This is a genomic window from Pseudomonas sp. NFACC14 (assembly GCF_900106885.1).
Lineage (GTDB): Bacteria > Pseudomonadota > Gammaproteobacteria > Pseudomonadales > Pseudomonadaceae > Aquipseudomonas > Aquipseudomonas fluorescens_AA.
Window position 1 is genome coordinate 1 of the sequence record NZ_FNOA01000019.1, and the last position, 16,026, is coordinate 16,026.

Annotated in this window: 11 protein-coding genes; 7 read left to right on the forward strand and 4 right to left on the reverse strand. The window is 61.5% G+C overall.

The genetic code is table 11. The features are described from left to right. The coding region (locus tag BLU85_RS23035) for a beta strand repeat-containing protein (RefSeq protein WP_092290045.1) at positions 1-2,053 on the forward strand (2,053 nt) is incomplete at its 5' end. A gap of 198 nt (positions 2,054-2,251) precedes the next feature. Here BLU85_RS23035 and BLU85_RS23040 read toward each other — a convergent pair. Beyond that, the gene (locus BLU85_RS23040) at positions 2,252-5,143 is read right to left on the reverse strand and encodes a ribonucleoside-diphosphate reductase subunit alpha (protein ID WP_060741041.1); all 2,892 of its coding nucleotides are present in this window, start codon (positions 5,141-5,143) and stop codon (positions 2,252-2,254) included. A gap of 862 nt (positions 5,144-6,005) precedes the next feature. On the opposite strand from BLU85_RS23040, the gene BLU85_RS23045 reads away from it, so the two are divergent. Then, positions 6,006-6,728: a response regulator gene (locus BLU85_RS23045; protein ID WP_060741042.1), complete on the forward strand. Its 723-nt coding sequence runs from the start codon at positions 6,006-6,008 to the stop codon at positions 6,726-6,728. Beyond that, positions 6,725-8,335 carry an ATP-binding protein gene (locus tag BLU85_RS23050; protein WP_092203988.1) on the forward strand — a complete coding sequence of 537 codons (1,611 nt, stop codon included), beginning with the start codon at positions 6,725-6,727 and terminating at the stop codon, positions 8,333-8,335. The genes BLU85_RS23045 and BLU85_RS23050 overlap by 4 nt, the downstream gene beginning before the upstream one ends. A gap of 115 nt (positions 8,336-8,450) precedes the next feature. Here the strand turns inward: BLU85_RS23050 and BLU85_RS23055 are convergent, their stop codons facing one another. Further along, entirely contained in the window at positions 8,451-9,176 is a 726-nt protein-coding gene (locus BLU85_RS23055) for a 4'-phosphopantetheinyl transferase family protein (protein WP_218190020.1), read from the reverse strand. Between the two features lie 208 nt (positions 9,177-9,384). After that, entirely contained in the window at positions 9,385-10,176 is a 792-nt protein-coding gene (locus BLU85_RS23060; RefSeq protein ID WP_092203992.1) for a dienelactone hydrolase family protein, read from the reverse strand. Between the two features lie 144 nt (positions 10,177-10,320). On the opposite strand from BLU85_RS23060, the gene BLU85_RS23065 reads away from it, so the two are divergent. The 3 genes from BLU85_RS23065 (at position 10,321) to BLU85_RS23075 (ending at position 13,046) form a co-directional block, all read left to right on the forward strand. Next, entirely contained in the window at positions 10,321-10,920 is a 600-nt protein-coding gene (locus tag BLU85_RS23065; protein ID WP_092169949.1) for a hypothetical protein, read from the forward strand. Between the two features lie 105 nt (positions 10,921-11,025). Beyond that, positions 11,026-11,703, forward strand: a complete 678-nt coding sequence (locus tag BLU85_RS23070) for a response regulator (RefSeq protein ID WP_092203994.1) — start codon at positions 11,026-11,028, stop codon at positions 11,701-11,703. Then, a complete protein-coding gene (locus BLU85_RS23075; protein ID WP_092203996.1) occupies positions 11,700-13,046 on the forward strand; it encodes an ATP-binding protein in 1,347 nt (448 codons plus the stop codon). Before BLU85_RS23070 ends, BLU85_RS23075 begins: the two co-directional genes overlap by 4 nt. A 144-nt stretch (positions 13,047-13,190) precedes the next feature. Here the strand turns inward: BLU85_RS23075 and BLU85_RS23080 are convergent, their stop codons facing one another. After that, positions 13,191-14,189 carry an AraC family transcriptional regulator gene (locus BLU85_RS23080; protein WP_092203998.1) on the reverse strand — a complete coding sequence of 333 codons (999 nt, stop codon included), beginning with the start codon at positions 14,187-14,189 and terminating at the stop codon, positions 13,191-13,193. Positions 14,190-14,521: 332 nt separating this feature from the next. Here BLU85_RS23080 and BLU85_RS23085 point away from each other — a divergent pair, with 332 nt between their 5' ends. Further along, positions 14,522-15,874, forward strand: a complete 1,353-nt coding sequence (locus BLU85_RS23085) for a dicarboxylate/amino acid:cation symporter (protein WP_092203999.1) — start codon at positions 14,522-14,524, stop codon at positions 15,872-15,874. Positions 15,875-16,026 lie beyond the last annotated feature (152 nt).

Genomic DNA, 16,026 nt, shown 5'->3' on the forward strand with positions numbered 1-16,026 from the left:
GGGTAACGACGTTTACGTTATCAACGGCACGGCCAGCCAGTTCGTGCGGGAGTTTGCCGGTGGCGGTGACGATGAGGTGCGCACCAATCAGGCCAGCGTGACCCTGGCCACGGAGGTTGAACGCCTGACCTTCACCGGCACAGGTAATTTCCGCGGTAATGGCAACGCTTCAGACAACATCATCACCGCCGGCGCAGGTAACGATATTTTGATCGGCGGCAATGGTGCGGACCAATTGATTGGCGGTGCCGGCATCGACACCGTCAGTTACGAGGATGCGAGCAGCGTCACCCTGAACCTGAAAACCGGGGTACACACCGGGTTTGCGGCGGGCGATACATTCAGCGGTATCGAGACGTTCCGAGGCTCGGCAATCGACGATACGTTTTACGCCAGTGCCGATGCTGACAGTCTAGATGGTTACTCAGGTACCGACATGCTTTCTTATTCGCAGTCGGAACAGGGCATCAATATCACCATGACGTCTGCCACCGCGGGGACGGGGTCGGGCGGTGATGCTCAAGGCGACATCTTCACGGCCTTCGAGAGAATTACCGGCTCGAACTATGACGATGTATTCACCACCGCACTGGGCACTACCGAGTTCTATGGCGGTAACGGCAACGACGTGTACATCATCAACGGCACGGCCAGCCAGTTCGTGCGGGAGTTTGCCGGTGGCGGTGACGATGAGGTGCGCACCAATCAGGCCAGCGTGACCCTGACTTCGGAGGTCGAGCGCCTGACCTTCACTGGCACGGGTAATTTCGTCGGTCGCGGCAACGCCTCGGACAACGTCATCATCGGCGGTGCGGGTAACGATACCCTGTTCGGTGGCGCTGGTGCGGACCAACTCATTGGCGGCGCGGGCACCGATACAGTCAGCTACGCTGACAGTGGTGCGAGTGTGACCATCAACACCCAAACGGGTATCCATACCGGTATCGCGGCAGGTGATACCTACAGCAGCATCGAAGCGATTACGGGCTCCAATTACAGTGACGTATTTGTCGGTGATGCAGGGGCCAACATCTTCAACGGTGGCACCGGCCTGGACTTGTTGAGCTTCGCCAGTGAGAGCTCGGGTATCACGTTGGACCTGAGTGCGCCTCTGGTGACGGGTGTCGCGGCCGGCGATAGTTACACCTCCATTGAAATTTTCCAAGGGACCGCACAGGCCGATGCCTTCACCGGCAGTACGGGAGCTGCGGAAAACTTCATCGGGGGGGCGGGCGCTGACACGCTCAATGGATTGGGCCGTGGCGACGGTGCCTGGTATCTGACCAGCAACGATGCGGTACAGGTCGATCTGTTGGCGGGAACCGCGTCGGGAGGTGATGCGCAAGGCGACGTGCTGGCCAATATCGATAATCTGATCGGCTCGCAATTCAACGACACCCTGACGGGCAACGCCTACTCGAACAAGCTGGAAGGTGGGGCGGGCAACGACCTGCTTTACGGCGGCGATGGCGATGACTTTATCTATGGCGGCACCGTCACGGACATCAGCACCCTTGCATTGACGCCTTCCTCGGGCACCCAGGCCGATACGCTGTATGGCGGCAATGGCAATGACACCATGATGAGCAGCGGCAACGATGCTGGCAGCGTGCTTTACGGCGAGGCCGGCAGCGATACGTTGACGGTCTCTTCCGGCATTGCTTATGGGGGCGATGGCAACGACATCCTGACGGGAACCGGTTACGCCTATGAGCTTCATGGGGGCGCGGGTTTCGATACCTTCAACATGAATGCGTCTGGCGATGCCTATGGTGGGGAAGGTAGTGACGCCTACATAGTCAACTCCAAGAGCATGGTCGCCATCGAGGACACCGGGACAACAGGTGTCGACACTGTCAGGTTGAAAAATATCCAGAGTGTCAACGACGTGCAGGTGATCAAAACCGATGCGGGCGCCTACATCTTCAACGTGGCCGATTACCAGAGTGGAAACCTGGACTCCGGTGTTTTCCTGAAGGACTGGTACGCAGGAAGCAATACCATCGAAACGTTCTTTACCAACAACGGTGACTCTTTCACCCTTCCGGTCTAAGCGTCATCTGGCCACTGCGGCATCCGTCGATTTTCGGCGGATGTTGCGGTGAGATGAAACACCAACGGCAAAGCCCACAATCGGGCCTTGCCGTTTTTTTTTACCCGGCTTTTCTCCACACAAAAGAAAACCCCCGATAAACTAGCGGTCTATCGGGGGCTTCTTCAATCGGCGCCTTTACACGCCCACCCGCTCAGCTTATTGGCAAGCTTCGCAATCCGGCTCGTCGATCGCACAGGCCTTTGGCACTGGCGCCGGACCTGCTGGAGCCGCCAGGACCGAATCGTCACCGTGATTGCCGCCGCTGGAAACCGCGTTCAGCTTGCCGGTGTTGATGGTCGACTTCTCGGTGCTGGTGGCGGCCAGGGCACGGAGGTAGTAAGTGGTTTTCAGGCCACGGTACCAGGCCATGCGGTAGGTCACGTCCAGCTTCTTGCCCGAAGCGCCGGCGATGTACAGGTTCAGCGACTGAGCCTGGTCGATCCACTTCTGGCGACGGCTGGCGGCGTCGACGATCCACTTGGTGTCCACTTCGAACGCCGTGGCATAGAGCGCTTTGAGCTCTTGCGGGATGCGTTCGATCTGTTGCACCGAACCGTCGTAGTACTTCAGGTCGTTGATCATGACCGAGTCCCACAGGCCGCGAGCCTTGAGGTCGCGAACCAGGTACGGGTTGATCACGGTGAATTCGCCCGACAGGTTCGATTTCACATACAGGTTCTGGTAGGTCGGTTCGATCGACTGCGACACGCCGGTGATGTTGGCGATGGTGGCGGTCGGTGCGATGGCCATGATGTTGGAGTTACGGATGCCTTTCTGCACACGGGCGCGAACCGGTGCCCAGTCCAGGGATTCGTTCAGGTCGACGTCGATGTACTTCTGGCCGCGCTGGGCGATCAGGATCTGTTGCGAGTCCAGCGGCAGGATGCCCTGGGACCAGAGCGAACCCTGGAACGTCTCGTAGGCGCCACGCTCGTCGGCCAAGTCGCAGGAAGCCTGGATCGCATAGTAGCTGACCGCTTCCATGGACTTGTCGGCGAACTCGACCGCGGCATCGGAACCGTACGGGATGTGCTGCAGGTACAGCGCGTCCTGGAAGCCCATGATGCCCAGGCCGACCGGACGGTGCTTGAAGTTGGAGTTCTTCGCTTGCGGCACCGAGTAGTAGTTGATGTCGATCACGTTGTCGAGCATGCGCACGGCGGTGTTCACGGTGCGTTGCAGCTTGGCGGTGTCCAGCTTGCCGTCGACGATGTGGTTCGGCAGGTTGATCGAGCCCAGGTTGCAGACCGCGATCTCGTCCTTGTTGGTGTTCAGGGTGATCTCGGTGCAAAGGTTCGAGCTGTGGACCACACCCACGTGCTGCTGCGGACTGCGCAGGTTGCACGGGTCCTTGAAGGTCAGCCATGGGTGGCCGGTTTCGAACAGCATCGACAACATCTTGCGCCACAGGTCTTTGGCCTGGACGACTTTGAACAGCTTGATCTTGTTGTACTCGGTCAGGGCTTCGTAGTACTCGTAGCGCTCTTCGAAAGCCTTGCCGGTCAGGTCGTGCAGGTCCGGCACTTCGGATGGCGAGAACAGGGTCCACTTACCGTCGTCGAAGACACGCTTCATGAACAGGTCGGGGATCCAGTTGGCGGTGTTCATGTCGTGGGTACGACGGCGGTCATCACCGGTGTTCTTGCGCAGCTCGATGAACTCTTCGATGTCCATGTGCCAGGTTTCCAGGTAGGCACAGACCGCGCCCTTGCGCTTGCCGCCCTGGTTGACCGCAACGGCGGTGTCGTTGACCACTTTGAGGAACGGCACGACGCCCTGGGATTTACCGTTGGTGCCCTTGATGTACGAGCCCAATGCGCGAACCGGGGTCCAGTCGTTGCCCAGGCCGCCGGCGAATTTCGACAGCATGGCGTTGTCGTGGATGGCGCCGTAGATGCCCGACAGGTCGTCCGGTACGGTGGTCAGGTAGCAGCTCGACAGCTGTGGACGCAGGGTGCCGGCGTTGAACAGGGTCGGGGTCGACGCCATGTAGTCGAAGGACGACAACAGGTTGTAGAACTCGATCGCACGGTCTTCGCGCTGCTTCTCTTCGATTGCCAGGCCCATGGCCACGCGCATGAAGAAGATCTGCGGCAGTTCGAAACGGATACCGTCCTTGTGGATGAAATAACGGTCGTACAGGGTTTGCAGGCCCAGGTAGGTGAACTGCTGGTCACGCTCGTGGTTGATCGCCTTGCCGAGTTTTTCCAGGTCGAATTCGGCCAGGACCGGGTTCAGCAATTCGAACTCGATACCCTTGGCGACATAAGCGGGCAACGCCTTGGCGTACAGGTCGACCATTTCGTGGTGGGTCGCGCTCTCGGCGACTTCCAGGAAGCTCAGACCTTCGGCACGCAGGGTGTCCATCAGCAGGCGGGCGGTCACGAAGGAGTAGTTCGGCTCGCGTTCCACCAGGGTCCGGGCGGTCATCACCAACGCGGTGTTGACGTCCTTGAGGGCGACGCCGTCATAGAGGTTCTTCAGGGTTTCGCGCTGGATCAGGTCGCCATCGACTTCTTCCAGGCCTTCGCAGGCCTCGGTGACGATGGTGTTCAGGCGGCCCATGTCCAGCGGCGCCAGGCTGCCGTCGGCGCGTGCGATGCGGATCGAAGGGTGGGCCTGGACCGGTGCGTCGGCCGGGGAGCGGGTGGCACGTTCCTTGGCGCGCGAATCACGGTAGATCACGTAGTCGCGGGCCACTTTCTGCTCGCCGGCACGCATCAGGGCCAGTTCGACCTGGTCCTGGATTTCTTCGATGTGGATGGTGCCGCCCGAAGGCATGCGACGCTTGAAGGTCGCGGTGACCTGTTCGGTCAGGCGGGCGACGGTGTCGTGGATTCGCGACGAAGCGGCAGCGGTGCCGCCTTCAACTGCGAGAAACGCTTTGGTGATGGCGACGGTGATCTTGTCATCGGTGTAAGGAACGACAGTGCCGTTACGCTTGATCACGCGCAGTTGGCCCGGCGCGGTGGCGGACAGATCCGGGCTCGAATCGGCGGCCAGCGGCGCGGTGCCCTGCGGGTTCTCGCGAGTTGTGTCGGTGTGCATGGGTGTCTCCACGTTCTCTATGTTTGTTTGGGCACCATCACGGTGCCCACCGTTCCGTCCTGAAGCACTACAACCGACTGGCGCCGGGCATAACAACTTCGGGACAGTAGGAAGCAGGCGTTTAATGCCGCTTCCATCCGAAGTTCTCAGGTTACGAGCGAGGCTCGAAACCGGATTGCCGGGGTGGCAGCAATTGACTGCAACACCCGTACCGTTTCGGTCGTTTTCGACCTGGAAACAGCTGCCATCCGCAGGGGCGGTCTGGGCTTGGGGAAATGCGATGTTCCAGTTGGACAGAAGCAAGAAAAGCGCTTGAATTCTCTGCCCGACTTGTGTTTGGTTTTTGGCCTGAAACCCTACATGTAGGGTTTTTTACGCGGCGGGCTACAAGATAATGCGTTTTCGGGGGGTATGCAACGTACTACCTGTGGATAAGCCTGTGCGTAATTTGTGTGCGAAACATGGAACTGCTCTGTAGGCCGCGACCTAGCTGGAGTGGACCTTTTTTCACCGGTTTCGACGATCCGAAAACAGCCTGAAGATTTTTGCGGGCGCGGACATTACCACATAAAACCCACCCGACCGAAACGCATTTGTCCGCTTGTTTTCTGTGCAGGCGGCGTTTATACAATCGGCCCGTGCATGGGGGTGTTTATCCTCCTTTAACATGACAAAAAGACGGGGAGGCGCAGGACCCAACCTGTGGGAGCGAGCTTGCTCGCGATAGCGTCGGAGCAGCAGCATGGAGGCTGACAGACACACCGCCATCGCGAGCAAGCTCGCTCCCACAGGGTTCGTGCCTTGTCAGTGAGATTGGCAACACGCCTCTCCTTATTTAGCTAATCAGCCAAAAGGTCCCCCTGTGGAACAAGAAGCCTGGCAGGTATTGATCGTCGAGGATGACCAGCGTCTGGCCGAGCTGACCCGGGAATACCTCGAAAGCAACGGGTTGCGTGTCGCCATCGAAGGCGACGGTGCGGTGGCGGCGGCGCGGATCATTGCCGAGCAGCCGGACCTGGTGGTCCTCGACCTGATGCTGCCCGGCGAAGACGGCCTGAGCATCTGCCGCAAGGTGCGTGAGCACTACGACGGGCCGATCCTGATGCTCACCGCCCGCACCGACGACACAGACCAGATCCAGGGCCTGGACCTGGGCGCCGATGATTACGTTTGCAAGCCGGTTCGCCCGCGCTTGCTGTTGGCGCGGATCCAGGCCCTGCTGCGACGCAGCGAGCCGGAGCCGAGCGTGGCGCAGAAGCAGCGGCGCCTGCAATTCGGCCCGCTGGTGGTCGACGACGCCCTGCGCGAAGCCTGGTTGCAGGGCAACGGTATCGAGCTGACCAGCGCCGAATTCGACCTGCTGTGGCTGCTGGTGTCCAATGCCGGGCGCATCCTGTCCCGGGAAGAAATCTTCACCGCCCTGCGCGGCATCGGCTATGACGGCCAGGACCGCTCCATCGACGTGCGTATTTCGCGCATCCGGCCCAAGATCGGCGACGACCCGGACCATCCACGGCTGATCAAGACCATCCGCAGCAAAGGCTACCTGTTCGTTCCCGAAGCTTGCGCAGACTTGGCGCCGTGAATTCGATCTTCCTGCGTATTTATGGCGGCATGTGCGCGGCGCTGGTGCTGGTGGCGGTCCTCGGCGTGTTGGCCCTGCACCTGCTCAACCAGACTCGCGGCGAGCAATACCGCGAGCGCCTGGCCCATGGCACGTTTTCGTTGATGGCCGAGAACCTGCGACCCATGAACGACACCGAGCGCCGCCGGGCACTGCTGGTGTGGGAGCGCCTGCTGGGCATTCCTCTGGCGTTGCAGACCTTCTCCCAGACCGATCTGGATCTCGGCCAGCGTACCCGCGTACTGCGCGGCCAGGCGTTGGTCGAACAGACCGGGCCCCATGCGGCAAAAGTCTATCGGCTGGTCAATGAAACCGAGCAATTGATGTTGGTCGGGGAAGTCCAGCAGATCAGCGAGCAATTGGCCCGCGCGACCATTTACCTGTTGGCCGACGAACTGGTGCGTTACCCCGTGGCCGAGCAGCCCAAGCGACTGGCGCAACTGGAGCAGGAAAAAGGGTTTGGTTTCGACCTGCGACTCATGACCGCCGAGCAGGCCGACATGGACGAAGATCAGCGCCGTCGCGTGTCCGAGGGCGATACGGTGATGGCGCTGGGCAAGGGTGGCGATTCCATCCGGGTCTTCGCCGGCATGGTCGGCACCCCGTGGGTCCTGGAGATCGGCCCGCTGTACCAGATGAACCCTTATCCGCCGCAATGGCTGGTGCTGATCGCGGCGCTGGGGTTGAGCCTGATCGGGTTGATCGTCTACCTGTTGGTGCGCCAGTTGGAGCGGCGCTTGCGTGGCCTGGAGTCGGCCGCCACCCAGATCGCCCAGGGCAGCCTGGAAACCCGGGTGCCGGCCCGCGGCGCCGACTCGGTCGGGCGATTGGCGGCGGCGTTCAATGGCATGGCCGAGCACTTGCAGCAACTGTTGGCGATCCAGCGCGAGCTGGTGCGGGCGGTGTCCCACGAATTGCGCACCCCGGTGGCGCGCCTGCGGTTTGGCCTGGAAATGCTCGGCAGCGCCACCACCCCCCAGGCCCGGGATAAATACCTGGCGGGCATGGATCACGACATCGAAGACCTGGATCGGCTGGTGGACGAAATGCTCACCTATGCGCGGCTGGAGCAGGGTTCGCCGGCGTTGAATTTTCAGCGGGTGGATCTGGATGCGCTGGTTAATCAGGTGATCGATGAGCTGGGGCCGTTGCGGGCCGGGATCACGGTCGAGCGCGGTCTATGCCTGTCGGCCGCCGATTGCGACGGCGCCTGGGTCGAGGCCGAGCCACGCTTTCTGCATCGGGCCTTGCAGAATCTGGTGGGCAATGCCATGCGCCACGCCCATTCCAAGGTCACGGTCAGCTACCAGGTGGGCCAGTTGCGCTGTCGGGTGGACGTGGAAGATGACGGGCCCGGCGTGCCGGAAGCGGCGTGGGAGCGGATTTTCAAACCCTTCCTGCGCCTGGACGACAGCCGCGCCCGCGCTTCGGGCGGTCATGGGCTGGGGCTGTCGATCGTGCGGCGGATCATCCACTGGCATGACGGTCGGGCGTTGATAGGCAAGAGCAAGAGCCTGGGTGGGGCGTGCTTCAGCTTGAGTTGGCCCAGGCATCAGGACAGGTCTTGAGAGAAGCGGTGCCTGTGCCGGCCTCATCGCGAGCAAGCTCGCTCCCACAGGTTGAACGCATGCCCATGTGGGAGCGAGCTTGCTCGCGATGAGGCCCTCCCAGACACCAAAAATCTCAGGCCCTGACCCCCACCAGGCTCAACAACTGCCCGTCCTTCACCCCGAATTGCGCCTGCAGCTCACTGCCATGGCGCCATTCGGTCGACAGGTCCGTCAGCAAGCGCAGCCGCACCTGCCCGTCGTGTGTCCAGTCCAGCACTTCGGCATGCTCGAAATAAAAACGCTGCCTGACGATGGGATACAGCGCCTTGAACAAGCTTTCCTTCACTGAAAAGGTCAGGGTCACCAGCAAGGCCTGGTCATCGCGTGTGAGCCGGGTCATGCGCTGCAACTCTGGCGGGGTGAGGATTTCACCGGCCAGGCGTTCGGCGCGCTCGGGGTCGAGCAGGTTTTCCACGTCCATGCCCAAGCCTTGCCAGTGGTCTTTTTTCGCGACGATGGCCGCTGCCCGGCCCGTGCTGTGGGTGATCGAGCCGCTGATATGAGCCGGCCACACCGGGGCGCGGTCTTCGCCGATGGCCGGCACGCAGGCCTGGCCGTCGAGCCGCTGCAACGCCGCCCGGGCGCAGATCCGCCCGGCCAGGAATTCTGCCTGGCGCTTGGCCACCGAGCGCTGGATGCTCGCCGGTGGTTCGATGGCGCTGTCGGGAAAGTCGGTGCCCGCCAGCAGCAACGGGTCGAAGCGGGTGCTCAGCAGCACTGTATCGGGCAGCGCGTCGGGCAATAGCCAGTGTTCATCCAGGGGCGAGCAACAGGCGGGCAGGGGGGGGAGTGTCTTCATGCCGGGCATTTTGCCGGGTTGGCTTGGGGCTGGGTAGTGGCGATGGGATTTTCCCTGCCGGGCCTGACCTGTAGGAGCTGCCGAAGGCTGCGATCTTTTGATCTTGATCTTGATCTTTCGCTCTCGACTCAATTGGCAAGGGAAAGATCGCAGCCTCGTTGCACTCGTCAGCTCCTACAGATGTGCACAAGAAGTCTCTTCCAGGGCGTCAGCCAAAGATTTTCTTGAAGAACTTCTGCATGTCCGCCCACGACTTCTCGTCGGCTTCCTTGTTATAGCCAATGTCCGGCCCGCCATGTTCGCCGTGGCTCAAACGGTCGGCGTCAGGGTTGCTGAAGCCGTGCTTGGCACCTTCGAGGCTGACGAATTTATAGTCGGCACCGGCCTTGTCCATTTCGCTCTTGAAAGCGGTGACGTTGTCTTCGGTGACCATGCTGTCCAGCGCGCCGTGCTCCACCAGCACCTTGGCCTTGACGCTGCCCGGGGTGGCCGGGGTATTGGTCACCAGCGCGCCGTGGAAACTCACCACGCCGGCCAGCGGCACACCCTGGCGTGCCGCATCCAGCACCACCTTGCCGCCGAAGCAGTAGCCGATGGCGGCCAGTTTGTCCGGATCGGTCTGGGGTTGTTTTTTCAGCAGGTCCAATCCCGCCTGGAAGCGTGCGCTGGCGGCCTTGCCGTCCTTGAGTGCCGCCTGCATGAAGGCCATGGCGTCCTTGGGGTGCTCGGTGTTCTTGCCGTCGCCGTACATGTCGATGGCCAGGGCGCTGTAGCCCAGGCCCGCGAGGTCACGGGCGCGGCGCTTGGCGTAATCGTTCAGCCCCCACCATTCGTGAACCACCACCACACCCGGGCGCGGACCTTTGACGGCGTCGTCATAAGCGTAGTAACCGATCAGCTGGGTGCCATCGGCACTGGTGTAGGGGATCTCCTGGGTCTGGATGGCGGCGTGACTCATGCCGCTCATGGCCAAAAGTACAACAGCAAGCAGCCTGCGCATGACGGATCTCCTTATGAAAGTGGTCCGCACAGATTAGCCGATTCATTCAGCGCAGGTTCAGAGAACGTTCAAGGGGTGTTCAGGGAGCGCTGGTTAACGTGACAGCGACTTCACACACCACCCATGCTTCAAAGGAGCTCGACCATGACTCAGATGAAAAAACTGTTGCTGGCTTTCACCGTGCTGGGCGCCAGCGCCTTGGCCCACGCCGATGACAACTTCGCCAGCCTGACCCTCGGCCAGACCAGCGACAAGGTCAAGAAATCCGACGCCCTGGATGCCAACCTGAACCACCCGAACGCCGACGGCATCATCGGCAAGGACACCACGTATGGCCTGCGCCTGGGCAAGCAGAACGACCAGGGCCGCTACTACGCCACCTACGACAACGTCTCGGGCACCCACAACGGCATCAAGCTGCGCCAGGAAAACCTGCTGGGCAGCTACGATGTGTTCCTTCCGGTCACCAGCACGACCAAACTGTTCGGCGGCGGCACGGCGGGCCTGACCAAGCTGACCCAGGACTCTCCCGGTTTCAGCCGCGACAGCGACATCGGCTACGCGGTAGGCCTGCAGGGCGGCGTGCTGCAACAAATTTCGCAAAACACCTCGGTTGAACTGGGTTACCGTTACCTGCGCAGCAACGCCAGCACCGAGATGAGCCCGCACGGTGGTGACAAGGTCGGCTCGCTGGACCTGACCAGCAGTGCCCAGACCTACCTGTCCGCCAACTACACGTTCTAAGCGGGCCAGGGTGAGTGTATCCAGCCGGATCGGTCGAAGACGATCCGGCGCCTTTCGTTGAGGTGCGCCGCGCGCGATTGTTTGATTTGCCTGGGGAGAGGCTCCATGAAGTTACTGGTCGTCGAAGACGAAGCGCTGTTGCGCCATCACCTGCAAACCCGTCTCACTGACAGCGGCCATGTGGTGCAGGCCGTGGCCAATGCCGAAGAGGCCTTGTACCAGGTCCGGGAATTCAATCACGACCTGGCGGTGATCGACCTCGGCCTGCCGGGTATCAGCGGGCTGGAGCTGATCCGCCGGCTGCGCTCACAGGACAAGACGTTTCCGATCCTGATCCTGACCGCCCGCGGCAACTGGCAGGACAAGGTCGAAGGCCTGGCCGCCGGTGCCGACGACTACGTGGTCAAGCCGTTTCAGTTCGAAGAGTTGGAGGCTCGGTTGAACGCCTTGCTGCGTCGCTCCAGCGGCTTCACCCAATCGACCATCGTCGCCGGGCCGTTGCTGCTGGACCTCAATCGCAAGCAGGCCGTCCTCGATGACGAGCCGCTGGCGCTGACCGCCTACGAATACCGCATCCTCGAATACCTGATGCGCCATCACCAGCAGGTGGTGGCCAAGGACCGCTTGATGGAGCAGCTTTACCCCGATGACGACGAGCGCGATCCCAATGTCATCGAAGTGCTGGTAGGGCGCCTGCGCCGCAAACTGGAAGCCCCCGCCGGCTTCAAGCCCATCGACACCGTGCGCGGCCTGGGTTACCTGTTCAACGAGCGCTGCCAGTGATTCGTTCGCTTCGGCTGCGGCTGATGCTGGCCGCGATGACCCTGGCGGTGCTGTTCATGCTGGCCTTGTTGCCGGCCATGCAAGGCGCGTTTAGCCTGGCGTTGCAGGAGTCCATCGAGCAACGCCTGGCCTCGGACGTGACCACGCTGATTTCCGCCGCCCGGGTGGAAAACAACCGCTTGAAGATGCCGGCGCAATTGCCCGATGAGCGCTTCAACCTCGCCGATGCCCGCTTGCTGGGCTACATCTATGACCGTGAGGGGCGGTTGGTCTGGCGGTCCAAGGCCACCCAGGAAGAAAACATCAACTACACGCCGCGCTATGACGGCCAGGGCAACCAGTTTGCCCGCATTCGCGAGAACGACGGCCAGGAGTTCTTTGTCTATGATGTCGAGATCAAGTTGCTCGGCGGCCAGAACGCGGCGTTCAGCATCGTTACCTTGCAACCGGTGCGCGACTACGAAGTGACCTTGCAGGGGTTGCGGGACAATCTCTACCTGGGTTTTGGCGCGGCCCTGGCGGTGTTGCTGGCGCTGTTGTGGATCGGCCTGACCTGGGGCCTGCGGGCGCTGCGACGCCTGAGTCAGGAACTGGATGAAATCGAAAGCGGTGCCCGGGAAAGCCTCAGTACCGAGCACCCTCGGGAACTGTTGCGCCTGACCGGCTCCCTCAACCGCCTGCTCTACAGCGAACGGGAGCAGCGCAGCCGTTACCGTGATTCCCTCGATGACCTGGCCCACAGCCTGAAAACCCCGCTGGCGGTGTTGCAGGGCGTCAGCGAAGACATGGCCCGGCGCCCCGAGGACCGTGGCCAGGCCTGGGTGCTGCAAACCCAGATCGAGCGTATGAGCCAGCAGATCGGCTACCAGTTGCAGCGCGCCAGCCTGCGCAAAAGCGGGTTGGTGCGCCATCAGGTGCGCTTGCGCCCGGTGCTGCAAAGCCTGTGCGACACCTTGGACAAGGTCTATCGCGACAAACGGGTCAATGTGAGTTTCGATCTGCCGGAGCACTGCCAGGTGCCGATCGAGCAGGGCGCCTTGCTGGAGATGCTCGGCAACCTCCTGGAGAACGCCTATCGACTGTGCCTGGGCGAGGTGCGCGTCAGCGTGCACCAGACCCTCGGCGGCACGGAGTTGAGCGTCGAGGATGACGGGCCGGGTGTGCCGCCGGATCAACGTGCGCGGATCCTCCAACGCGGCGAACGGCTGGACCGTCAGCATCCGGGGCAGGGCATTGGCCTGGCGGTGGTCAAGGACATTATCGAAAGCTATGGCGCCCGTTTGACTCTGGGGGATTCAGAGCTGGGCGGGGCGGCGTTCCGGATTCATTTTCCGGTGGTTTGACTGGGATGTTTTCGGTGTGTTTGCGGGCCTCATCGCGAGCAAGCTCGCTCCCACAGGGGATTTGTGAGCACCGAAAATCCAATGTGGGAGCGAGCTTGCTCGCGATGAGGCCCGTCAGCACACCACAAAAAACCAATCAGGAAATCAGTTCTCCAACTCCCTGTAGGCCCCCGGCGTCAGCCCCGTCCACTTCTTGAACGCCCGGTGAAACGCCGACGGTTCGGAAAAACCCAACTGCTCGGCAATCTGTTGCAACGACAGATCCGCACGCCCCAAGTGGTAGATGGCGATATCCCGCCGTAGCTGATCCTTGAGTTCCTGGAAGCTGGTGCCTTCCTCCCGCAGATGCCGGCGCAAGGTCTGCGGGCTGATGTGCAAGTGGGCGGCGACGTTATCCAGGTCGGGCCAGCGTGCCGTGTCGCGGCTGAGCAGGCGGCGCAGTTGGCTGCTCAGGCTATGGCCATCGTCCGGGCGTGACAGCAGGTCGGCGGGGGAGTGTTCGAGGAAATGCTTGAGGGTGCGTTCGTCCTGCAACAGCGGCATGTCCAGGTAGCGGCTGTGGAACAGCAGGCTGCTGCCGGGCGCGTCGAACACCAGCGGGTAGGGGAACAATAAGTCGTATTCGGCCCCGTGGGCGGGCCTGGCATAGCCGAAAGTCACCTGCTCCAGGCCGATCCGCTGGCCGATCAGCCAACTGGCGAGGCGATGCCAGACCACCAGCAGGCTTTCAGTCAGGAAGTGATCGGGGTCCCACAACGTCGAGTCGTCCAGCACCAGCCGCACCCGTTCGCCTTCGGTTTCCAGCGTCAGGCGCGGGGCGTCGGGGAACAGGCTGTAGAACAGCAAGCCGCGCTGAAGGGCCTTGCCCAGGGTCCGACAGTGGATCAACGCATGACACATCATGGCGAACGTCCCGGGCTTGCTCGGCGCCCGGCCGAATCCCAGGTATTCGTCCTCCATTGCCAGCCACAACGCTTGCAACAGGCGGGCGAACTGTTCCGGCGCGATGCGCGCGCGCGGTTCATCCAGCAGTTCAGGGCTGATGCTCAATTGTTGCAACAAGGGAAAATAGTCGAAGCCTTGCCGACGTGCGCCGCCCAGGGCTGCGCGGGCGAAGTGGCTGGCGATCGTGCGTTGGCGCATGGCAGAAATCCGTCCGTTAAGCGGGCAAATGGTAGCAGGGGCTTGAGGCTGAACAAGGCGGATATCCGCCAAATCCCGGAGCGCGGGATGGTCTGTAGGCGGAAATCCGCCACTTATACACTGCGTTTAGTCGCGTGTGGAAACCGCAAGCCCTTCTGCTATACCGGGTGTAGGGCATTTCGCAAAAATGGCACGCGCTTTGCGATGCGTTGGGTAGGTCTGCTCCGTGCAGCCGAAAAAAACAAATCCCTCCAGTGCAGGAGGGTTCGCAATTGAGGTGCCGTGGACGACAGGTGGAAGTCGTCATACGGGACTCTTGAGGAAGGTTTGCCATGACGACTCGTCAGCCACTGTACAAATCCCTGTATTTCCAAGTGATCGTAGCCATTGCCATCGGCATTTTGCTCGGCCACTTCTACCCGCAGACCGGTGTTGCCCTCAAGCCATTCGGTGACGGGTTCATCAAACTGATCAAAATGGTCATCGCCCCGATCATCTTCTGTACCGTCGTCAGCGGCATCGCCGGCATGCAGAACATGAAGTCGGTGGGCAAGACCGGCGGCTACGCGCTGTTGTACTTCGAAATCGTCTCCACCATCGCCCTGCTGATCGGCCTGGTCGTGGTCAACGTCGTGCAGCCGGGCAACGGCATGCACATCGACGTATCGACCCTGGACACCAGCAAGATCGCCGGTTTCATCTCGGCCGGTAAAGACCAGAGCATCATTGCCTTCATCCTCAACGTGATCCCGAACACCATCGTCGGCGCGTTCGCCAACGGCGACATCCTGCAAGTGCTGATGTTCTCGGTGCTCTTCGGCTTCGCCCTGCATCGCCTGGGTGCCTACGGCAAGCCGGTGCTGGACTTCATCGATCGCTTCGCCCACGTGATGTTCATCATCATCAACATGATCATGAAGCTGGCGCCACTGGGTGCGTTCGGTGCCATGGCCTTCACCATCGGTGCCTACGGTGTCGGTTCGCTGGTACAACTGGGCCAGTTGATGATCTGCTTCTACATCACCTGCGTGGTGTTCGTGCTGGTGGTGCTGGGCGCCATCTGCCGCGCCCACGGCTTCAGCGTCATCAAGCTGATCCGCTACATCCGTGAAGAACTGCTGATCGTGCTGGGTACTTCCTCCTCGGAATCGGCCCTGCCACGCATGTTGATCAAGATGGAGCGCCTGGGCGCGAAGAAATCTGTCGTAGGCCTGGTGATCCCGACGGGCTACTCGTTCAACCTCGACGGTACTTCGATCTACCTGACCATGGCGGCAGTGTTCATCGCCCAGGCCACCGACACCCAGATGGATCTGACTCACCAGATCACCCTGCTGCTGGTGCTGTTGCTGTCGTCCAAAGGTGCGGCCGGCGTGACCGGTAGCGGCTTCATCGTACTGGCGGCCACCCTGTCGGCCGTAGGTCACCTGCCGGTGGCCGGCCTGGCGCTGATCCTGGGTATCGACCGCTTCATGTCCGAAGCTCGCGCCCTGACCAACCTGGTGGGCAACGCTGTCGCCACCATCGTGGTTGCCAAGTGGGTCAAGGAGCTGGACGTAGATCAACTGCAGACCGAGCTGGCTTCCGGTGGTCGCGGTATCTCCGACGTTCGTGAAGATGACGAGCAGATCGCGGCGGCGCAGATTGCAGCGGCTGAGTCCTCTGCTCCAGGCGCTGTGAAGTAATCTTCAGGCTGCAATGAAAAACCCGCTTCGGCGGGTTTTTTCATGCTTCGGATTTCTGAGGGCAAGGGCGTATCTGTGGCAAGGGGATTTATCCCTGTGGGAGCAAGGCTTGCCCGCGATACAGGCGGTGCGGTCTTCCCGATATCGAGGTG